This window comes from Sphingomonas naphthae, from assembly GCF_028607085.1.
GTDB lineage: Bacteria > Pseudomonadota > Alphaproteobacteria > Sphingomonadales > Sphingomonadaceae > Sphingomonas_Q > Sphingomonas_Q naphthae.
Genome location: NZ_CP117411.1, coordinates 2,729,291 through 2,749,629, shown reverse-complemented (window position 1 = coordinate 2,749,629; position 20,339 = coordinate 2,729,291). Strand labels below are relative to the sequence as shown.

Here is a 20,339-nt window from a genome sequence, read left to right as displayed (position 1 = left end):
GAGAGCCTTTTCATGGACAATTTTGACGCCGCGCTGGCGAATGAGACCAGCCGTCGCCGCTTTCTCAGGCACGCGGCGCTCGGCGCCGTCAGCCTTGCCGCGGCACCTGCGCTGGCGCAGCAGCTCGTCGACCTGAAGCTGCCCGGCGGCAATGCCGAGCGGCCGATGACCAGCGCCTTTCCCGGCAAGGGCAGCATGATCCTCCAGCGTGTCCATCCGCCCTTGCTGGAGACGCCGATGGACGTGTTCGACAAGTCGGTGTTCACGCCCAACGACCAGTTCTTCGTCCGCTGGCACTGGGCCGACATCCCGACCTCGATCGACGTCGAGAGCTTCCGCCTCAACGTCTTCGGCCACGTCAACCGGCGGCTGTCGATCAGCCTTGCTCAGCTGCTGCGCCTGCCGCGGGTCGAAATGGCGGCGGTCAATCAGTGCTCGGGCAACAGCCGTGGGTTGTTCCAGCCTCGTGTCGCCGGCGCGCAGTGGGGCAACGGCGCGATGGGCAACGCCAAATGGCTCGGTGTGCGCTTGCGCGATGTGCTCGACCTCGCCGGGGTAAAGGCAGGCGCAGTACAGGTGCGCTTCGGCGCGCTCGACCAACCGGTAGTCGCTGGCGCCCCTGACTTCGAGAAGGCGCTCGACATCGACCATGCCCGCAACGGCGAAGTGATGATCGCCTTCGGCATGAACGGCGAGCAGCTGCCGCTCCTCAACGGCTTTCCCTGCCGGCTGATCGTGCCGGGCTGGTATTCGACCTACTGGGTCAAGATGCTGAACGCCATTGAGGTTCTGCCCAGCCCTGACGACCAATATTGGATGGCCAAGGCCTACAAGATACCGGCGACACCCGGCGCGAATGTCGCGCCCGGTGCCAAGGACTTTCCGACCGTGCCGATCAATCGCATGGTCCCGCGCAGCTGGATGACCAGCCTGCCCGACGGCCAGGCGATTGCCTATGAGGCGTCGATCCCGGTTGGCGGCATTGCCATGGGCGGCGACTGCGGCGTCGCCAAAGTCGATGTGTCATCAGACGGCGGGCGCACCTGGTACAGGACGACGCTCGGAGCGGACGAGGGCAGGTACAGCTTCCGGCGCTGGGACGGTCGCGTACCGCTCAGGCGCGGGCCCAATCCGATCATGGTACGCTGCTGGAACACCAACGGTGTCGCCCAGCCGATGAAGCCGATCTGGAACCCCGGTGGGTTCATGCGCGGCAACGTCGAGACCACCAACATCATCGCGGCCTGAGGAGCGATCCATGAAGACCCCGTCTCCCGGCGTAATGGCCGCTGGCCTGCTCGGCCTGACCGGTATCGTCCTCGTCTCGATCGGTGCGCCGAGCAGCCGCAAGGCATCTGCCCCAATCTCCGAAACGTCCGAGCCGGCGCCGCCCGCCAGCGTGTCGGCGCGCGGCTTCTCGCTTGCCTCGACCAGCGTCGACCTGCCGGTCGACGACGCGACCTATCCCGATGGTCCGCACGCCGACGTCATCAACGCCAACTGCATCTCGTGCCACTCGGCCAGCATGGCGCTGACCCAGCCTGCGCTATCGGCGGATCAGTGGAAGGCAACCGTCACCAAGATGCGCGAGGTGTACAAGGCGCCGGTGGCCGAGAAGGACGTCGACGCGATCGTTGCCTATCTCATCGCTATGCCGAGCCAGAAAGCGACACCTGCAAGCGGCAAGGCGCAGGACCCAGACCCCAAGGTGACTCCCGATGTTTCAGGGGGAACCTGCTAAGCGAGCCTCTTCCACCATCCCGAACATCATCTTTTCGGGACGGCAGCTATCGGCTCCAGCTGCCGTTCAAAGCTCGGGGTTCGAAAGACCGGATTCCCATTAGCGGAAATCACGCGGCTTGATCTTGATGCCTTCCGTCGGGTGGCCAGGAATGATGCCTGAGCCGAGACGGAGGTCCGGGATGTATATCTCCCGAGCGGCACGCCCCAGCGTCCGATTGGCTGGATCCCGAGGATCGGGAGCCACCGGATTCTTGGCCACGTCACCGCGGCTGACCCGGTAGACGTTGGAGACATCGCTCCGCGACCCCACGCTCGCAAGCAGCTGCGACATGTCCTCGAGGCGCTGCGCGACAAGGTGGATCACCTCGCCCTCCCGCTGCACCTGTCCCCGGACGCCCATCATCGACGAACCAAGCACGATGCGGCGGTTGGCTTCGAAGACATTGGTCCACACCACGAGGTTCGCCACGTTCGTCTCATCCTCGAGCGTGATGAACATCACGCCCTTGGCCGACCCCGGCTTCTGACGGACGAGAACGAGTCCGGCGAGCTCCACCCATCGACCGTCCCTAACGGTCTGCAGCTCCTGGCAGGTGATCATGCGCCTTGCCCGCAGCTCGTCGCGAAGGAACGCCACTGGATGCGATCGCAGGCTCAGACCAGATGCCCGATAGTCCTCCACCACCTGCGAGCCCTCTGTCATCGGAGCCAGGAGAACCTCTGGCTCGGGGGCCTCCATGAGCAGCCTGCCGGCACGCTCGTCCGCGGCGGCGAACAATGGCAGCGCCTCGTTGCCCAGGCCCTTCACTCCCCACAGGCCGGCACGTCGCGAAAGGTTCAGCGAACCGAAGCCGTCAGCGTCGCCGATGCGGTCCAGGGCCCCTCTACCGACATGCGCGCGACGCTGAATCTCCTCCACCGACCGATAGGGTTGGTCGCCACGAGCCGCGGCGATGGCCGCTCCGTCGGCATTCGCCAGGTCGGCCACCATGCACAGGCCGAGCCGCACCGCCATGTAACGCCCGGTCGAGGGCTCCAGCGTGCAGTCCCATTGGCTGTGGTTGACGTCGATGGGCCGCACCTCGACGCCATGCTCCCTCGCATCGCGCACGATCTGTGCGGGCGCGTAGAAGCCCATCGGCTGTGCGTTGAGCAGAGCCGCGCAGAAGGCGTCGGGATGATGGCACTTCACCCACGACGAGGCATAGGCGATCAGCGCGAAACTAGCGGCATGGCTCTCCGGAAACCCGTAGGAGCCGAAGCCCTCGATCTGCTTGAAGGTTTTCTCCGCGAATTCCCGTTCGTAGCCGCGGGCCACCATCCCTCCGATCAGTTTGTCCTGAAAGTGCGAGACGCCGCCCGTCAGCTTAAAGGTCGCCATCGCGCGGCGGAGGAGATCAGCCTCGCTGGCGGTGAAGCCGGCGCATTCTATGGCCACGCGCATGGCCTGCTCCTGGAAGAGCGGAACCCCCAAGGTCTTCTCGAGGACGCGTCGCAGCTCCGGCGTCGGATACGTCACCGCCTCCTGCCCATTCCTCCTGCGCCGATAGGGATGGACCATGTCGCCCTGGATGGGTCCCGGTCGAACGATGGCGACCTGTATCACCAGATCGTAGAACGTCCTCGGTGCCATGAGCGGGATCGAAGCCATCTGAGCGCGGCTCTCGATCTGGAAGACGCCCAGCGTGTCCGCGTTGCGAATCATGGCGTAGGTCGCAGGATCCTCCGCCGGGATTGTGGCTAGATCCAGTCGAACGCCCTTGTCGTTCGCCATGAATTCGAAGGCCCGCCGCATGCAGCTCAGCATCCCAAGCGCTAGGACATCCACCTTCATGAAGTTCAGGGCGTCGATGTCGTCCTTGTCCCACTCGATGATCTGCCGGTCGGCCATCGCAGCCGGCTCAATAGGCACCATCTCGTCCAAGCGATCGCGCGTCAGCACGAAGCCACCGGGATGCTGCGAGAAGTGACGGGGTGAGTTTATCAACTGCCTCGCGAGATCCAACGTAAGTCCGAGGCGGCGGTCGGTCATGTCCAGGTTGAGCTCCTGGGCATGCTTCTCCTCGACGCCCTCGCGGCTCCAGCCCCAGACGGAGGACGACAGGCCGGTCGTCACGTCCTCGGAGAGACCGAGCGCCTTCCCGACGTCGCGAACGGCGCCGCGCGCGCGATAGCGGTGGATGACCGCCGTCAGCGCGCTGCGCGTTCGGCCGTAGGTCTCGTAGATCCACTGGATCACCTCCTCGCGCCGCTCGTGCTCGAAGTCGACGTCGATGTCGGGCGGCTCCCGCCGCTCCGCGGACACGAAGCGTTCAAAGAGCAGTTCCGACCGCACGGGGTCGATCGAAGTGATTCCCAGCACGTAGCAGACCGCGCTGTTGGCGGCCGATCCGCGGCCCTGACAGAGGATATCGCGCCTTCGGGCTTCGGCGACGATCGAATGGACGGTCAGAAAATAGGGCGCATAGTCGAGTTCGGCGATCAGGCGGAGCTCGTGCTCGAGCTGCTGCCGAACCTTGCCGTCCAGACCCTCCGGATACCGGAGAGGCGCCTTCTCCCAGGTCAGGCGCTCCAGCTCCTCCTGCGGCGTGCGGCCGGACACGCTGATCTCGTCCGGATACTGGTATCGGAGCTCCGCGAGGCTGAAGCGGCACCGGGCGGCGATCTCGACCGAGCGGCTCACCGGGGCCGTGTCCTTCAGATACCGTCGGAAGAGGCGGTGCATCTCGGCGCCCGTCTTCAGATGCCGGTCGGCGAAGCGCTCCCTGCGGATGCCGAGCTCGTCGATCATGCAGCGCTCGCGGATGCAGGTCACGACGTCCTGCAGCAGGCGGCGGTCTGGTGAATGGTACAGAACGTCCCCGGTAGCCACGGTCAGGACGCGCGCCGCCGCCGCCATGGCAGCCAGATCGCGCAGGCGGATGGCGTCCCGGGGCCGTCGCCTTATGGTGAGCGCCATGTAGGCGCGGTCGGCGAAGATCCGACGGATGCGAGCAAGGGCAGCCTCGGCAACCGCATCGGCGCGATCGGGGACGAGGATCGCTATCAGGCCCTCGCTCCATTCCTCCACATCGCTCCACTCGAGATGGCAGGCGCCCTTGCCGGCGCGGGTCTTGCCAACGCTCAGGAGCCGACACATCCGGCCGTAGCCGGCTCGATCTGTGGGATAGAGCAGAAGCGCGGTCCCATCGGGGAGATCGACGCGGCTTCCGTAGATCGCCCGGACGTCCGTCGCCTTCTCTCCGTCCCAGGCTCGCACGAGTCCCGCGACGGAATTACGATCGGCTATTCCCAGCGCAGGGAGGCCAAGCAGCGCCGCAGCCGCGAAAAGCTCCTCCGGGCTGGAAGCGCCGCGCAGGAAGCTGAAATGGGTGGTGACCTGGAGTTCGACGTAGTCGGCCTCCGCCGCATTCATCGCTCAAGATCCCAGACGGCCTGCCGGCAGGTCACGCGAACGCGCCGTGGATGAACCAGCGCATGGGACCAGTCGACTGGTTCTCGCCATCCCCAACGCGGAAGACCCAGTATCGCCCGCCCGTCAGGGTCTCGACCTGATAGTAGTCACGCACGGCGAACGGCAGGTCCGCCTCCTGGCCCCGGTCACGCCACCATTCGCCGTGCAGCCGCTCGGGCCCATCGGCCTGCGTGACCCTGAAGCGCTTGCGTCGCCAGACGAACATGGCGGGCGGGTGGTCCGGCATCATCGCGGTAACATCGATCGGCTCGGGCGGATCCAGCATCCGGCACGGTCGGGGAAGGTCGTCGTCCCACGCCACGCCGGATCGGCGATCGAGGGGCGAATAAGCCGCCACCGACCGCTCCGGCATCACACTCGAAGTTGGCGTTATCCGATAGAGGCGACGCTGTCCAAAGCGGTTCGAAAGAGCGTCCACCAGACCCGCGAGGTCCGGCTCATGCCGACCGCTCCTCAGCATTGCATCGAATTCGCCGCCCTCGGCACCCATCGGTTCCACCAACGGGACAACCAGGGTCATGCTCTCAATCCCCAGGCCGGGATCGATCGTCTCGATGCGTGCGCCCAGCAGCTTGGCGAGATGTCGGCTGTCCCGCGACGGCGCCGCGGTCCCAACCCTGATCGCCTGCGCATGTCCATCGACGCGATGGAAGAAGCAGTCCAGTCGCCGCGCGCCCTTGCCCGCACGACCAAGCTGCGCGACCACGTCGCCCGTCAGGTCGCCGATGACCTGAACGAAGGCGTCAGCCGTGATAATTGGCTCCATGAAGCCCCTCCGCGCGCGCGGCAGGGTCTCCGGGAAGATCGGCTCGATCGGTTCGGGCACGGTCCCCAAGGCCTGGTCGAGACGGCGATGGAGGTTTCGTCCGAACCTTTTCGCCAAAGGGCCACGAGGAGTGCCGATGAGCTGCTCGACCCGATCGAAGCCGAGCTTCCGCAGACCGGTGACGACGTCCGCGTCGAGCCGAAGCGCCGACACCGGCAGAAGGGCTATCGCCTTCCGATGATCGCCGGGTTCGATCGTGACCGGTCGGCCTGCAGGCACATGTCTGGCGACCGCGTGCGCGCAGCCCGCCGTGTCGGCAACCGCGATCTGCACGGCCAGCCCGAAGTCCGCCACCCTGCGGTGGAGATCCTTCAGGAGCGCCCGCTCGCTACCGAAGAGATGCGCGCAGCCCGTGATGTCCAGCCAAAGGCCGTCGGGAGGATCCGCCGCAACGATCGGGGCGTAGCGTCGGCCCGCCCAGAACGACAGCTGCCGCAAGCCCTGGAGGTCGGCATTGATGTCGGCCTCGACGACCTCCAGGTCGGGGGCGAGCGAGCGGGCCTTGGTGATCGTCATCCCGGGCGAGATGCCAAGCGTCGAGGCGCCCGCGTCGACGGCCGCGACTATGCGGCGACCATGATCCGCGATGGCGGTGACGAGGGGGAACGACGTCCCGTTTGCGTCTACGCCGTCGCGACGATCAGGCGGCGATGTGGTGCGCTTCCTGCGCAGCCGGTCGGTCGACCAGTGCGGCAGGAAGAGCGATACGACCCTGCGCATCGCACCCCTCCATCAGCCAGGTGCGGGGCTCGCCGCCTCGAACGCGTTCCAGATCCACCTGCCAGCGAGGACGGCCGAGGCTCGGTATGCCGAGCGGAAGGCTCGGTGCAGCCCTCACGCGCCACCGTGTCACGGCAGCGGTGCCTTCCGCGCCCTGTTCGACCTTCGATGCGCGCCTGAAGACGAACGCCGTCACGCCGGACGACTCCGCGGCGAGCTGCAGCCGCTTGGAAGCCGTAGTGGAATATTTCCCCACCTCGCCCACTACTCCGGCGATGCCGGCATGACGAAGGCTCTCCTCCATTGCGAGCAGCACCTGGGTGTCACTGCCCGCCTCGACGTGGATCACCCGATCCGGGTGGAGGCCAACGAGGTGCAGCGCTGGCGCGAACAGGTCGCGCCACGTTAGGCACCAGATCACCGGCCCGTCCAGTCGGGCCAGCATGCCCGTCAGGAAAATGGTCGCGCTCGCATCGTCGGCGAGGTCCGGACTACCGGCGACCTCGTGCAGCGCCCCGCTGGCTATCCCGCCCCCGGGAAGATGGCGGTCGACCTCGTCGATCCCGAACGGAAGGACGCCGTGCCGGACCGAAACGCCCTCGATCACAGCAATTCGAGCGCGTAAATCGGCAAGGACATTGGGGACTCGCATAACGACATAAAGACTCGGAAAGGCAGACCGTTCCCCCTTTGTTCGGGCAGCGCCCCGCCTACGTCAAGTCGATTAGTTGGCAAGTTACGTCGCGCCGTCCTCGATCCTGCGCCTCGAGCACGACAATCAGAGCGTTCGCTTGCCAAGCCTTGGCTCGAACGATCAGACAGCTACGTCACCAGCACCATGCGAGCGGTCCGCCGGATCGGTCAGCTGTCGGCTCGGTGTCCGATCTTCACTGATTAAATGATCTAAGGTTGGATCTCCTCGCCGTCCCATCCGAACACCTTGCCCGTGTCGATCGGCTTCAGCCCGTCGATGACGTCGAGGAGCTGACGAGCCGCACGTTCGGGAGAGAAGAGACGGTCGGGAGCGACGCCATGTTGGAATGGAAGGCTTAGCCGCGTGTCCACCGTCCCGGGATGCAAGGCCACGCATACTGCTTCCGGGCGGGACCTCGCGATCTCGATCGCGGCGGACTTCACGATCATGTTCAACGCCGCCTTAGAGGCGCGATAGCCAAACCAACCGCCGGACCTGTTGTCCGAGATGCTGCCGACGCGCGCAGAGATCACGCCAATCATCGCACGACGGTCCTTGGGGAGAAGCGGGGAGAAGTGCTTAAGCGCCAAAGCTGGGCCGATCGTATTTACCTCGAAAATTCGAGCAAGGGTGTTCGCGTCGAGTTCGCGCAGAGCCTTCTCGGGCATCCTACCTCCCTCGTGCAGCATTCCGGTAGCGATCAGAACCAGATCGACAGGCGACCCGACCGTCATCGCTGCGGCGGCGATGCTCTCCTCATTGGTGACGTTGATCTGGCCGCCAAATACGCTCGAGAAGGATGTCGGCGGCGTCCTCGCGAAGGCATGGATACGGCCGTACCTTCCGGTGTTCCTCAGCGCTGCGACGAACGCTCCGCCGATGCCCCCGCCTGCGCCGATGACGACCGCCGTCGGCAGACTTACCACCCGGTGCTGCCTGGGACGCCCTTGAAGGGGCCTGCCAGCGAGGAGGTGATCCACCCGCCGTAGAAGCCGCCGGGCTGCGGCCGCACCTGCTCGTTGTTCACGAAGCAGGCGTCCATGGCGTCGGCATAGAAGGCGACGTGGTCGCGGATGATCGCGAATGACGGCGTAGGGCGTGGATACGACCAGGCTGCCCTTCGACGGACTGCATCGCCGACCACGATATCGAGGTAGACTGCCGACCCCTTCCATTCGCAGAAGCTGCTGCCATCCGCTGGGCGCAGCACCTCCTCTTCCACGTCATCCCTTGGGAAGTAGTAGGTCGGCGGATGGCTGGTTTCGATCGTCCTCACGCCGCGTAACGTGTCTGCGATCGTGCGACCGGAAAGCACGATCCGCAGTTGTGCCGACACCGGCTGGGCGATCGAGGGGCGGGGGAAGTCCCAGACGCTTTCCTGATTAGCGAGCGGTCGATCCGGAACAGGTCGGATCACCGGACCGGTCTTTCGAACGCCTGGGCCATCGCCTGAAGGCGCGGTCTAACGAGCAGAAACGAGGAATAGAGACGCTCGAGGATGCGCAAGATGGTAGGATTGCGAGCCGCAACGCCCATCGGCCGCAGGACCGGGATCGCGCGCCACATAGCAGCAAAGGCCGCCGCACCCGCAAGCATTCGGCCATTCTCCTCCGCGTGGAAGCGGGCAAGCAGCTTCTCTCTGTCCGCAGGGCAGACGTTTGCGTCGTCGCTGACGTCGACGAAGTTTATGCGCCGGCGGCTGTCTAGCCTGCGCATGAGAGCGATTTCCCGGCGGCACAGCGGGCAGCCGCCGTCGTGCCAGACGGTAAGACCCATCTCTATGTCGCCTTCGTGTTTCGACGCCAAACGCTCGTCGCGAGCACAGTAGCGAAGCCCAGCCAGGCCACTAGAGGAATTGCGGTGGCCTGTGCGACACGGTCGACTTTGTGGGTCGTCGCGACGTACGCACCAGCCGTCGCCAACATCGCGCCTGATGCCACCGCGCTGCCTGCGAGCGCGCGCTCCCGGAAGAAAAGCTGGGTCCACCCGCCGATCATTCCTGTCGTGGCGAGCCACAGGGCGATGGACGCATTTCGTTTGCTGGACGACGCATGCCTCAGCAACCGGTATCCACCGACGGCCATACTGATCTCAAGGGCCGGCCAGACGGCGCCGAACGCCGCGTCGGGCGGAGTGAAGGCTGGCTTATCCAGATGCTGATACCACCGGCGGATGCCCGGGTGCTCCGCATCTGGCGCGTTGCGGCGCCCGATGAACGCGCTGGCGCCGAGCACTCCGGCCACTAGGCCCGCAGCCAGGACAGGCGAGAGTCCTTCCAAGCGTGATGGAACGGTCGGATGCGTCACGAAACGAGATACCGTTCCAGATCGTCGCTGCCACCAATCGTCTTGCCGCCGATGAAGACCAGAGGTGTGGTCGCGACCCCCTCCTTCTGCTCGAAGGCCTCCACCTCGTCGCGGGAACGTAGGATGTGCTCCTCGATGGCGAATCCGTGTTCTTCGAGCAGTTGCTTGGCATGCACGCCGAATGGACAGGTCTCCTCGGGAAGGACCATCCTGTAGAGGATCGCAGTCTTGTCGTCAGGCATTACGTCTCCTTCCAGGCGGTGAGCCTCTCCGACAGAGCGAAGCTCCGAAGACGACGTTCCCGGAAAGCAAGGTTCCCTCGTCCGGATATCGAAAGCCGATAAGGCCAAGCTGTTCCTTCCATTCCCGAGACGACGTCGAGCCTCGGCAATCCGTTCCGTCAATCGAGCCCAGCCCCTGAGCAGACATGCCCGCCCGGACCGCGAAAACTTGTTCCAGCATCAATCTCGAGCGACACGCCAGCGGTCTCGATCCCGTTGCGGAATAAGGTCGGCCTTGACCATCAGCGGCTAGCGTTCCGGCAGGGATAGCGGTTCAGCTGACGTCCGCGACGGTCGCCGACGACGCGTCGACCGCCACGACGTTGTTCCTGGAGAAGCGATCGCGAAGCGCACGGAGCGGAGCGTAGGCCTCAGACCGGTGGAAGCGCTCGACGGTTTCCAAGTCTGGGTACTGTTGAATAACGAGCGCTGCCGGATGCCAATCGCCTTCGAGCACGCGGGGGTTCTGATCAAACACCTTCACCGAAGCTCCCACCTCCGCCAACAGCGCGGTCGTGCGTGCGGCGTATTCCTGAAACGATTCGACAGCCGCCGGATCGGTCATCCGAATTTCTACGACCACATACGCTGGCATGCCGCCCTCCGCAGATGTTTGGGCAGCCAGGGTAACAGTCGAGAAATACCGTAAACTGATCTAGATCAGCACGATTTCGTCTTCGAAGCCGTGGTGTGCGGCGGATACTTTCCACCGACTTCTCAGCGGGCAGAAGAACGTTTCGGTCGCAAAGACGGCCGCGTCCAACAGGGCGCGGGCCATCGCAACGATACCGGCTAGTAGGACGCGCATCGTGACGATCTCTACAAGACCAAGCGAGCCTTCGAACTCGACAGTCTCTTCGAGAGCCTACACATCGTTTCCGAATCGCGGGCCCACGAGCGAACCGAGTTCCGGTTCGTAGGCCAGCACACGCCGCTGGAGTAGCCCCACCGAAGTCGCCGGACACAAAAACGGCGCCGCCCCACGAGGGGGCGACGCCGCGTCTGTTATCTGATCGAATTACTTCGCGCCGGTGCCGGGTTCGGTGGTCTTCGGCGCCTTACCGTCCTCGATACGACCCTCGTTGCGAAGCTCGCGGCCTTCTTCAGCGCGCTGCTGGGCTTCGGGGGTCTTGCCGTGCTCGTTCAGCTCTTCCTTAACGTAGCCAGCGGCTTCCTTGATCTTGCCTTCGACGCTCATGATAATCTCCTTCGTCGACAGATCCATTGTCCATCGGAAACTAAATCCCTGAAAGACCGGCACGTTCCCCGCTTCCGCCGTCGAGCCCGTCAGATTAGCGTTCCTTGCCTTGGCCGCTCGGGCACGCGAGCCTCTTCCTCTCCGCGCCGTGCAAGCTCGGTCTGCGCCGAGAACCTCACGTCCTCGTCCCGGTCGCCTGCGAAGCGTTTCAACAGGTCGATGTCCAGCTCCTCCCACCCACGGCCGCGATCGGGCCCGGCCGGTACCCGTGGCAGAAGTCCGGGCTGGGAACTCCAGTCCAACAGCTGGACGAGCGACGACCCATTCAGCATGTCGCGAAGATGATGCGCCGTGACATAGGCGTCGGGCATGGCCCGGTGGACTGGAAGGCCAATGTCGCGATCTAGGCCCGTCGGCATGCGCCAGTATCGCAGAACCTGGTTCGAGAAGCTCGGGCTGCCCGGCCAGAGACGGAGTGCGCACTTCCATGTGCAGATCCAGCGCGCTCCGCCCGACAGCTGCGGCGTGCAGAACCGCTGTTCGAAGGACGCCCGATGGGCGGCAAGAGCCAATGCCCGCCCTCGGGCCGGAGAACCGGAGGCGCCACGTCTCGCCAGTAGGGCGCATCTGCCACGTCCTGATCGATGATGTGATGCACCGCCATCGTCACCGGTGGTATCGGGCGGCCAGGATTGACCAGGATCGCGCCTCGCTCGTCGTTGACCGACCAGCGACCGTCGTCTCCAAGCACGACGTCCTGCCAACCGATCTCGCAGACGTCGTGGGCAGGCGGACGCGAGCCCGTCGTCTCGAGGTCTATCACCCTGATTCTCTGGAGCGTCATCAGGATCATATGGGTCTTGACCTGCTCCCCGTTTTCATGCCGCTGATAAGTTAGCTTCGGTGTCCTCATGCCCCTGGCGGGGGCGGTTGGTAAACTCGGCGGGCGCCATGCCGCCGAGGCTGCTGTGCGGACGCACGGTGTTATAGTCTGTCCGCCATGCCTCGATGATCCGTCTCGCCGCAGCCAGCGAGGAGAACAGGTGCTCGTTCAGGCACTCGTCGCGCAAGCGACCATTGAAGCTCTCGACAAAGCCGTTCTGCTGCGGCTTGCCCGGCGCGATGTAATGCCACTCCACGCCCGTGTCCTGGCACCAGGCGAGGACGGCGTGACTGGTCAGTTCGGTCCCGTTGTCGCTGACCACCATGCATGGCAGCCCACGACGCTCGGCGATGGCCGTCAGCTCCCGCACGACACGCCGCCCTGACAGCGAGGTATCGACGATGCAGGCCAGGCACTCCCGGCTGTAGTCGTCGATGACATTGAGCAGGCGGAACCGCCGGCCGCAGGCCAATGCATCCGACACGAAGTCGAGCGACCAGCGCTGGTTGGGTTCCTGCGGAATCGCCATCGGCGCCCGCGTGCCCAACGCTCGTTTTCGGCCGCCGCGCTTTCGCACCGTCAGCCGCTCCTCGCGATACAGCCGGTACATCTTCTTCAGGTTCATGCCCTTGCCTTCACGCCGGAGCAGGACCGCCAGCCGGCGATAACCGAACCGACGACGCTCGTTGGCGATCTCGCGCATCCGTTCGCGCACAGCGTCGTCCTTCCCGCGAAGCGGCTCATATTGCCATGCCGACCGGTTGACCCCGATCAGTCTGCAAGCGCGACGCTCGGAGAAGCCGTGGTCGGCCATCAGCTTCTCCACCGCAGCGTAGCGATCCACAGACCGGGTCAGTTTTTTCCCAGCAGATCCTTCAGCGCCGACACGTCCAGCATCGACTCCGCCAGCAGCTTCTTCAGCCGACGGTTCTCATCCTCGAGCGTGCGCAACCGCGCCGCCTCCGACACGGTCATGCCGCCGTACTTCGCCTTCCAGTTGTAGAACGTCGCATCGCTGATGCCATGCTTCCGGCATAGCTCGGCGGTCTTCACGCCCGCCTCGTGCTCACGCAGCACGCCAATAATCTGGTCCTCGGTAAAACGGCCTCGACGCATCGCTCGTCTCCATCTGACGAGCTAACCTACCAATGGCATGATTTCCGGGGAGCAGGTCAGGTCGAGGAAAGCGTGATCCAGCTCAAGGCAGCGCTCAACCATGCGAAGAATGCCAAGCGCATCGCGCAGAAGGTCGAGGTCGGACACCTTACGCGGAATCAAGTCACCCCCGCACGGAACGATCGTTTGTCCCTGTCCGCACTCGGCGAGCTGCTCGACTACACGGTCCGTGGAGGTTCGGGTAAATACTCAACGCCGGAAAGGCTCATCGGTCTCAGGCGATACCTGATCGCAGCCGTGGCGACTTTGGGAAGGCCCGACTCGATCCTCGACATCTCGGTCAGGCCCAATCGCTCGCAGTGGCTGGCCGAGGATCGGCGGCTCGATCTCAATCCGGCAGGACGCGTCCAGACCAAGAAGTACCGAGCGGTGCTTCCGGTGGGCGACGTCTTCGCCGAGTGGCTGAACTCCACCACCGACTGGTTCGTCTGCGCACACCGACGGGAGACGGATCCGGCGACCGGAGAGTCCAGCTTGCGGCAGATCGGCTTGGACAGCGTCCGCAGCGCCTGGGACACCGCGCGCGACCACCTCAAGCTCCCCGCAGGCTGGGGAACGCGACTGCTCAGGCACTCGGTCGCCACGATTCTCGCCAACCGGGGGATCAATCCGGTCGAGCTCAAGATCGCCATGGGTCACGAGCCGATCGTCGGCACCACCGCCCGCTACGTTATCTTCGATCCCTCCTACCTGGTCTCGTTTCAACGGCTGGTTGACGAGCTTTTCGACGAACTGAGCCGCATGGCACCGGCAGCGCTCATCTTCCCCAGCGCGCGGTGAGGGGGGGGTGGCGAGCACGGCGGCAAGCGCGACGAGGCTGCAGGTCCTACCGGGATGGCTCTGCCGAGGGCCCAAACGGCGCTCAGGGTTTCACCCAAGATTCACCCAAGGCTGGCAGTACGACAGGCTCGTTCGGAAATGAAAAACCCCGCCAACTCATTGAGAAGGCGGGGTTAATCTGGTGGGCGTGGCAAGGATTGAACTTGCGACCCCTGCGATGTCAACACAGTGCTCTACCACTGAGCTACACGCCCACGATCGCGCCACTTTTCCGGGTTCGGCCGGTCGGTGAATCGCGATCAAAGCGAATTGAGGTGCGGCCTCTAGCGGACGGAATCGGGGGGCGCAAGCGCCCTTGTCGTGGCGCGATTCACTTCATCGGCATGGGCCGGATCGATCGGCGTGTCGGCGATGCTGCGGTCGCCGCCCAGCGTGCGATACAGGGTGACGAGATTCTGCGCCTTCACCAGCCGCGTCGCCACCAGCGCCTGTCGCGCGGTATAGAGCGTGCGCTGCGCGATCAGCGCGTCGAGGAAGCCGGTGATGCCGCCGCGATAGCTGGCGTCGGCCAGTTCATAATTCTTGGCGGCGGCCGTGTCGCGGCGCTGTTGGGCGGCATATTGCGCGTCGATCGTGCCGCGCCGGGCGAGCGCGTCGGAGACTTCGGTGAAGGCCGTCTGGATGGCGAGCTGATAGCCCGCCACCGCCGCGTCGCGGCCGGCCTTGGCGCTCTTCAGATTGTTGGCGGTGGCGCCGCCGTCGAACAGGGTCTGCGCCGCCCCGGCCGCGCCCGACCAGGCGAAGGCGCCGCCGGTGAACAGCGCCGACAGCGCGGTGCTGGCGAAGCCGACGAGGCCGGTCAGCGTGATGCGCGGGAAGAAGGCGGCGCGCGCGGCGCCGATCTCCGCATTGGTCGCGCGCAGCTCATATTCGGCCTGAAGCACATCGGGCCGGCGCAGCAGGATGCCCGAATCGAGGCCGGCGGGCAGTTCGCCGAGCATCCCGTCCACCTCGGCCAGCGACTCCGGCAGTTCGGCGTCGGTCAGCGGCATGCCGACCAGCAGGTTGAGCGCGTTGCGGTCCTGCGCGATGGCGGTGGTCTGCTCGGCCAGATCGCTCTCGGCGGTGGCGAGCGTGGTCTCGGCCGCCGACAGATCGGTGCGCGGCGCGATGCCGCCCGACAGGCGTGCCTGCGTCAGATCGACGCTGCGCCGCGCGCTGGCGGCGGTCTCCCCGGCGACCTTGTAGAGATCGCGGTCGGCGGCCAGCGTGAGATAGGCGTTGGCCACCTCCGCCACCAGGGTCAGCCGCGTGCCGCGCGCGCCGGCCTCGGTGCCGAGATAGCGGTTGAAGCTGGCGCTGGTCTGGTTGCGGATGCGACCGAACAGGTCGATCTCCCACGCGCTCAGCCCCACGTCGGCCGAATAGGAATAGCTCGTCCGCCGCTCGCCCGCCGTGCTCCCGCCGGTCGTGGTGCCGCCCGTGCCGGTGACGACGGTGGTGCGGCGGCTGCGCTGGACCGAGGCGTCGGCGCCGCCCGTGATCGTCGGGAACAGATCGGCGCGGGTGATGCGATATTGCGCGCGGGCCTGCGCCACGTTGGCGGCGGCCTGCGCGAGATTCTGGTTATGCGTCAGCGCCTTTTCGATCAGCGCCTGCAATTTCGGATCGCGGAAGATCTCGCGCCAGTCGACCGCCGGCAGGCTGGCCTCGCTCCGGCGGAGGTAGGCGTCGCCGACCGGCCAGCCCTGCGGGGCGAGCGGGGCGGGGCGCTCATATTTGGGCGCCATGCTGCACCCGGAGAGCAGGGTCGCGACGAGCGCGGTCAGGCCGACCGCCCGCTTGACGGCGGCGCTCATGCCGGCTGCCCCTCTGGCGTATGCGGGGCGGGGCCATCGGCCTTCGGCTCGCCATGGCTGTGCAGCTTGGTCGGGAAGATCCGCCGCACCAGCACGAAGAACAAGGGCACCAGGAAGATCGCCAGCACCGTCGCGGTAATCATCCCGCCCATCACCGCCGTGCCGATCGCGACCCGGCTCTTGGCGCCCGCGCCCGTCGCGATGGCCAGCGGCAGCACGCCGAAGATAAAGGCGAGGCTGGTCATCAGGATCGGGCGGAGGCGCAGGCGCGCGGCCTCCAGCGCGGCATCCATCGGCGACTTCCCGTTCAGTTCGGCCTGTTCGGCGAATTCGATGATGAGGATGGCGTTCTTGGCGGAAAGCCCCATCGTCGTCAGCAGGCCGACCTGAAAATAGACGTCATTCTCCAGGCCGCGCAGCGTCACCGCCAGCGCCGCGCCGACGAGGCCCAGCGGGATGACGAGGATCACCGCCAGCGGGATCGACCAGCTTTCGTACAGCGCCGCGAGGCACAGGAAGATCACGATCAGCGACAGGCCGTAGAGATAGGGTGCCTGCCCGCCCGACAGCCGCTCCTGATAGGAGAGACCCGACCAGGCGATCGACGTGCCCGGAATCTGCGCCGCCAGTTCGGAGATGGCCGCCATCGCATCGCCCGAGGAGCCCCCCGCCGCCGGCTGCCCCTGAATTTCATAGGACGACGTGCCGTTGAAGCGGTTGAGCGACACCGGCGAGCGGGTCCATTCGGCGCGCGAGAAGGAGGAGAAGGGCGCCATCGTTCCCGTGCCGGTCCGCACGAACCAGTTGGAAAGATCCTCCGGCTTCCCGCGATACTGGGCGTCGCCCTGCACGTAGACGCGCTTGACGCGGCCGCGATCGACGAAGTCGTTGACATAGGCGCCGCCCCAGGCGGTGCCGAGCAGGCTGTTGACGTCGGTCTGGGCGATGCCGAGCGCGCCCACCTTCTTCTCGTCCACGTTGACGTGCAGCGTCGGTACGTCCTCCAGCACGTTCGTGCGGACCGCGGAGAGCGAAGGGTTGCCGCCGGCATCGGCGATCAGCTTGTCGCGCGCCGCCTTGAACTGCTCGCGGCTCAGCCCGCCGGTGTTGAGCAACTGCATCGAGAAGCCGCTCGACTGGCCGAGGCCGCGCACCGCCGGCGGGTTGAGCGCGAAGAATTGCGCGTCGCGCAGCTGCGGCCCCAGATCGCGCTGGGCGCGCTGCGTGATCGTCTCGACCGAATGGTCCTTGCCCTTGCGTTCCTCCCACGGGGTCAGCGCGATGAAGCCCTGCCCGGCGTTCTGGCCCGAGCCCTGCTGGCTGTTGCCGACGACGGTGAACACCTTGCCGATGTCGTCCTTCATCGGCCCTTCGTTGAAATAGCGCTGGATGCGGCCGGCAACATCCACCGTCCGCTGGATGGTGGCGCCCGGCGGCAGCGTGTACTGGATCTGGGCGAGGCCCTGGTCCTCGCCCGGCAGGAAGCCCGTCGGCAGGCGGAAGAACAGCAGGCACAGCAGGGCGATGACGACCACATAGGCCCCCAGCGCCAGCGCCGTGTGGCGCAGCACCCGCTTCACCCCGTTGAGATAGCGATCGGCGACCCGCTCGAACCAGGCGTTGAACTTCTGGTTCATTCGGCGGACGAAGGCCGTCGCGCGATTGGGCGCGGCCTCGGGATCCTTGGAAACCGGTTTCAGGAGCGTGCTGGTCAGCGCCGGCGAAAGGCTGAGCGCCACCACCACCGACAACACCATCGACGAGACGACCGTGATCGAGAACTGGCGGTAGATCACGCCGGTCGATCCGCCGAAGAAGGCCATCGGCAGGAACACGGCGGACAGCACCAGCCCGATCGCGATCAGCGCGGTCTGGATTTCACCCATCGACTTGATGGTGGCGTCGCGCGGGGAGAGCCCCTCGTCGTGCATCACGCGCTCGACATTCTCGACCACCACGATCGCGTCGTCGACGAGCAGGCCGATGGCGAGCACCAGCCCGAACATCGTCATCGTGTTGATCGAATAGCCGAAGATCGCGAGCACGCCGAACGTGCCGAGCAGCACCACCGGCACCGCGATCGCCGGGATCAGCGTCGCGCGCCAGCTGCCGAGGAACACGAACATCACGATCACGACCAGCACGATCGCCTCGAACAGTGCCTTCACCACCTCCTCGATGGAAACCTGGATGAAGGGCGTGGAATCGCGCGGGAAATCCACTTCGTAACCGGCGGGGAAGCTGCCGGCTCGCTCGGTGACATATTTCTTCACCGTCTCGGCCGTCTTCAGCGCGTCGCCGCCGGGGGCGAGGCTCACGGCGAGGCCGGCGCCGGGATGGCCGTTGAACGCGCTGACGATATTGTAGTTTTCGGACCCCAGCTCGACCCGCGCGACATCCTTCAACAGCACCTGCGCGCCATTCTGGTTGGATCGCAGCACGATGTTGCGGAATTCCTCCGGAGTCTGGAGGCGCGACTTGGCGGTCACGATCGCGCTCAGCATCTGCGTGTCGGGCGAGGGCTGGGCGCCCAGCTGGCCGGCGCCGACCTGCGTATTCTGCGCGGTGATCGCCGACGTCACGTCGGACGGCTGGAGGTTGAAGCCCTGGAGCTTGAACGGATCGAGCCAGATGCGCATCGCATATTGCGCGCCGAACACGTTGATGTCGCCCACGCCTTCCAGCCGGCCGATCTGGTCCTGCAGATTGGAGACCATGAAGTCGGCGATGTCGCGGTTGGTCGATTTGTCCGTCAGATCGGCGATCGACATGACGAGCAGGAAGTCCGGATTGGACTTGGTGACCGTCAGGCCCTGCTGCTGCACCTGCGACGGCAGGCGGGCGAGCGCCTGCTGCACCCGGTTCTGCACCTGCACCTGCGCGATATCGGGATCGGTGCCCTTGTTGAAGGTGCAGTTGATCGTGACGCTGCCGGTGGAGGACGAACTGGCGGTGAAATACAGCATCCCGTCGATGCCGGTCAGCTGCTGCTCGATCACCTGCGTGACCGAGGATTCGAGGATTTCGGCCGACGCGCCCGGATAGGTCGCGCGGATGTTCACCTGCGGCGGGGCGATGTCGGGATATTGCTCGACAGGCAGCGCCATGATGCCGCCGATGCCGCCCATCATGATGATGATCGCGATCACCCACGCCAGGATGGGGCGATCGATGAAGACCCGGCTGATCATGGTGCGATCAGCCCGCGCGCGGCGCGCTGCCGCCCTTCGCGCTGTCGCCGGCGGCGCCACCGGCACCCGCCGGCTTGGCCTTGGGCGGCGATCCGGCGGGAACCGGCACGATCGCCTGCTTCGGCTTGATCTTGCCCAGCCCCTCGACGATCAGCTTGTCGCCCGCCTTCAGCCCGCCGGTGACGAGCCACTTGTCGCCCACCGTGCGGGTGGCGGTGACCGACGTCTGCACGGCGGTATTGTCCGCGCCGACCAGCATCACCGTGGCGCCGCCCTTGGGATCGCGCGACAGGCCGGTCTGCGGCACCAGCACCGCGCCGCGCGCGGTCGATTGGTCGAAGGTGGCGCGCACGTACATGCCCGGCAGCAGCAACCCCTGCGGATTGGGGAAGCGCGCGCGCAGGGTGACGGCGCCGGTCGTCGGATCGACCACGGCCTCGGCGAACTGCACCTGTCCGGTCAGCGGATAGTCGCTGCCGTCTTCCAGCTTGAGCCGCACGGTGGAGGAGCCCCGGCCGTTGGCGCTGCGGCGCAGCTGCACCAGCTCCGCGCTCGACTGCTGCATGTCCACGAAGATCGGGTCGAGCCGCTGGATCTGCGCCAGCGGATCGGCCTGATTGGAGGAGACCAGCGCGCCGGTGGTGAAGAGCGACCGGCCGATGCGGCCGGTGATCGGCGCGGGCACCTTGGTGAAGCCCAGGTTCACGCGCGACGCTTCCAGCACGGCGCGGGTCTGCTGCACCGACGCGGCGGCCTGCCGCGCGGTGGCGACGGCGTCGATATAATCCTGCTTGGCGACGGCCTCGATCTTCGCCAGCGGCTCCAGCCGGTTGGCCCGCTCGCGGGTCGAGAGCGCCTGCGCCTGCGCGCTGGCGAGATTGGCGGCCGCCTGATTGAGATCGGCGCGATAGACGCGCGGATCGATCTGGTAGAGCGTCTGCCCGGCCCGGACGAGCGCGCCCTCGGTGAACAGCCGCGCCTTGATGATGCCCGATACCTGCGGGCGCACGTCGGACGTCTCGAAGGCGGTGGTGCGGCCGGCCAGCTCGATCGGCAGCGGCACGTCCTCGGTCTTGATGACGATATAGCCGGCCTCGGGCGTCGGCGGCTTGGGCTTTTCCTTCTTGCCGCAACCGGCGAGCAAAAGCAGCGCTGCGGCCAGGGCGACGCCTGGCCGGCGATTCGGGGGGCAAGCGAGCATAGTCGC

At 65.9% G+C, this 20,339-nt stretch carries 17 protein-coding genes, 1 tRNA gene and 1 pseudogene; 3 read left to right on the top strand and 16 right to left on the bottom strand.

All coding sequences use genetic code 11. The features are described from left to right. The first annotated feature begins 12 nt into the window (after positions 1-12). Positions 13-1,248, top strand: coding sequence for a molybdopterin-dependent oxidoreductase (locus tag PQ455_RS13210; RefSeq protein WP_273691373.1), 1,236 nt, complete (start codon positions 13-15; stop codon positions 1,246-1,248). Positions 1,249-1,258: 10 nt separating this feature from the next. Then, a complete protein-coding gene (locus PQ455_RS13205) occupies positions 1,259-1,741 on the top strand; it encodes a c-type cytochrome (protein WP_273686555.1) in 483 nt (160 codons plus the stop codon). Positions 1,742-1,840: 99 nt separating this feature from the next. Here the strand turns inward: PQ455_RS13205 and PQ455_RS13200 are convergent, their stop codons facing one another. The 12 genes and pseudogenes from PQ455_RS13200 to PQ455_RS13145 form a co-directional block, all read right to left on the bottom strand. Beyond that, positions 1,841-5,158 carry an error-prone DNA polymerase gene (locus tag PQ455_RS13200; protein ID WP_273686554.1) on the bottom strand — a complete coding sequence of 1,106 codons (3,318 nt, stop codon included), beginning with the start codon at positions 5,156-5,158 and terminating at the stop codon, positions 1,841-1,843. 31 nt (positions 5,159-5,189) lie between these two features. Next, positions 5,190-6,764 carry a Y-family DNA polymerase gene (locus PQ455_RS13195; RefSeq protein WP_273686553.1) on the bottom strand — a complete coding sequence of 525 codons (1,575 nt, stop codon included), beginning with the start codon at positions 6,762-6,764 and terminating at the stop codon, positions 5,190-5,192. Next, positions 6,685-7,416: an ImuA family protein gene (locus PQ455_RS13190; RefSeq protein WP_273686552.1), complete on the bottom strand. Its 732-nt coding sequence runs from the start codon at positions 7,414-7,416 to the stop codon at positions 6,685-6,687. Before PQ455_RS13190 ends, PQ455_RS13195 begins: the two co-directional genes overlap by 80 nt. Positions 7,417-7,667: 251 nt before the next feature. Continuing rightward, entirely contained in the window at positions 7,668-8,384 is a 717-nt protein-coding gene (locus PQ455_RS13185) for an SDR family NAD(P)-dependent oxidoreductase (RefSeq protein WP_273686551.1), read from the bottom strand. Continuing rightward, positions 8,378-8,875: a DUF427 domain-containing protein gene (locus PQ455_RS13180; protein WP_273686550.1), complete on the bottom strand. Its 498-nt coding sequence runs from the start codon at positions 8,873-8,875 to the stop codon at positions 8,378-8,380. Before PQ455_RS13180 ends, PQ455_RS13185 begins: the two co-directional genes overlap by 7 nt. After that, a complete protein-coding gene (locus tag PQ455_RS13175) occupies positions 8,872-9,234 on the bottom strand; it encodes a thiol-disulfide oxidoreductase DCC family protein (protein WP_273686549.1) in 363 nt (120 codons plus the stop codon). Before PQ455_RS13175 ends, PQ455_RS13180 begins: the two co-directional genes overlap by 4 nt. Before the next feature lie 2 nt (positions 9,235-9,236). Continuing rightward, positions 9,237-9,701, bottom strand: coding sequence for a TspO/MBR family protein (locus tag PQ455_RS13170; RefSeq protein WP_273686547.1), 465 nt, complete (start codon positions 9,699-9,701; stop codon positions 9,237-9,239). A gap of 59 nt (positions 9,702-9,760) precedes the next feature. After that, the gene (locus PQ455_RS13165; RefSeq protein WP_273686546.1) at positions 9,761-10,006 is read right to left on the bottom strand and encodes a glutaredoxin domain-containing protein; all 246 of its coding nucleotides are present in this window, start codon (positions 10,004-10,006) and stop codon (positions 9,761-9,763) included. 313 nt (positions 10,007-10,319) lie between these two features. Continuing rightward, on the bottom strand, positions 10,320-10,610 hold the full coding sequence (locus PQ455_RS13160) for a DUF1330 domain-containing protein (protein WP_273686545.1): 291 nt from the start codon (positions 10,608-10,610) through the stop codon (positions 10,320-10,322). 453 nt (positions 10,611-11,063) lie between these two features. Next, positions 11,064-11,243: a hypothetical protein gene (locus PQ455_RS13155; protein ID WP_273686544.1), complete on the bottom strand. Its 180-nt coding sequence runs from the start codon at positions 11,241-11,243 to the stop codon at positions 11,064-11,066. 89 nt (positions 11,244-11,332) lie between these two features. Continuing rightward, positions 11,333-12,087: pseudogene (locus PQ455_RS13150) on the bottom strand (3'-5' exonuclease). Between the two features lie 34 nt (positions 12,088-12,121). After that, positions 12,122-13,242 (bottom strand): IS3 family transposase gene (locus PQ455_RS13145; protein WP_273686543.1). Its coding sequence is split into 2 segments (ribosomal slippage): positions 12,122-12,993 and positions 12,993-13,242, totalling 1,122 coding nucleotides; the frame shifts between segments, so codons are not numbered across the junction. A gap of 72 nt (positions 13,243-13,314) precedes the next feature. Here PQ455_RS13145 and PQ455_RS13140 point away from each other — a divergent pair. Next, positions 13,315-14,082 (top strand): site-specific integrase, encoded by a 768-nt coding sequence (locus PQ455_RS13140; protein ID WP_273686542.1) that lies wholly within the window; start codon positions 13,315-13,317, stop codon positions 14,080-14,082. Positions 14,083-14,261: 179 nt separating this feature from the next. Here PQ455_RS13140 and PQ455_RS13135 read toward each other — a convergent pair. The 4 genes from PQ455_RS13135 to PQ455_RS13120 all read right to left on the bottom strand — a co-directional run bounded on the left by PQ455_RS13135 (position 14,262) and on the right by PQ455_RS13120 (position 20,333). Next, positions 14,262-14,336 (bottom strand) — tRNA-Val (locus PQ455_RS13135). Positions 14,337-14,405: 69 nt separating this feature from the next. Further along, positions 14,406-15,941 (bottom strand): efflux transporter outer membrane subunit, encoded by a 1,536-nt coding sequence (locus PQ455_RS13130; protein WP_273686541.1) that lies wholly within the window; start codon positions 15,939-15,941, stop codon positions 14,406-14,408. Then, complete coding sequence (locus tag PQ455_RS13125) at positions 15,938-19,132, bottom strand: efflux RND transporter permease subunit (protein ID WP_273686540.1); 3,195 nt, start codon at positions 19,130-19,132, stop codon at positions 15,938-15,940. The genes PQ455_RS13130 and PQ455_RS13125 overlap by 4 nt, the downstream gene beginning before the upstream one ends. Before the next feature lie 7 nt (positions 19,133-19,139). Next, entirely contained in the window at positions 19,140-20,333 is a 1,194-nt protein-coding gene (locus PQ455_RS13120) for an efflux RND transporter periplasmic adaptor subunit (RefSeq protein ID WP_273686539.1), read from the bottom strand. Between the last annotated feature and the right edge of the window lie 6 nt (positions 20,334-20,339).

What these genes read in the sequence shown, in the direction of transcription:
- PQ455_RS13205 (WP_273686555.1), top strand. Translation starts at nt 1,259, where the DNA reads ATGAAGACCCCGTCTCCCGGCGTAATGGCCGCTGGCCTGCTCGGCCTG.
- PQ455_RS13165 (WP_273686546.1), bottom strand. Translation starts at nt 10,006, where the DNA reads ATGCCTGACGACAAGACTGCGATCCTCTACAGGATGGTCCTTCCCGAG.
- PQ455_RS13175 (WP_273686549.1), bottom strand. Translation starts at nt 9,234, where the DNA reads ATGGGTCTTACCGTCTGGCACGACGGCGGCTGCCCGCTGTGCCGCCGG.
- PQ455_RS13120 (WP_273686539.1), bottom strand. Translation starts at nt 20,333, where the DNA reads ATGCTCGCTTGCCCCCCGAATCGCCGGCCAGGCGTCGCCCTGGCCGCA.
- PQ455_RS13155 (WP_273686544.1), bottom strand. Translation starts at nt 11,243, where the DNA reads ATGAGCGTCGAAGGCAAGATCAAGGAAGCCGCTGGCTACGTTAAGGAA.
- PQ455_RS13160 (WP_273686545.1), bottom strand. Translation starts at nt 10,610, where the DNA reads ATGACCGATCCGGCGGCTGTCGAATCGTTTCAGGAATACGCCGCACGC.
- PQ455_RS13210 (WP_273691373.1), top strand. Translation starts at nt 13, where the DNA reads ATGGACAATTTTGACGCCGCGCTGGCGAATGAGACCAGCCGTCGCCGC.
- PQ455_RS13190 (WP_273686552.1), bottom strand. Translation starts at nt 7,416, where the DNA reads ATGCGAGTCCCCAATGTCCTTGCCGATTTACGCGCTCGAATTGCTGTG.
- PQ455_RS13195 (WP_273686553.1), bottom strand. Translation starts at nt 6,764, where the DNA reads ATGCGCAGGGTCGTATCGCTCTTCCTGCCGCACTGGTCGACCGACCGG.
- PQ455_RS13125 (WP_273686540.1), bottom strand. Translation starts at nt 19,132, where the DNA reads ATGATCAGCCGGGTCTTCATCGATCGCCCCATCCTGGCGTGGGTGATC.
- PQ455_RS13200 (WP_273686554.1), bottom strand. Translation starts at nt 5,158, where the DNA reads ATGAATGCGGCGGAGGCCGACTACGTCGAACTCCAGGTCACCACCCAT.
- PQ455_RS13130 (WP_273686541.1), bottom strand. Translation starts at nt 15,941, where the DNA reads ATGAGCGCCGCCGTCAAGCGGGCGGTCGGCCTGACCGCGCTCGTCGCG.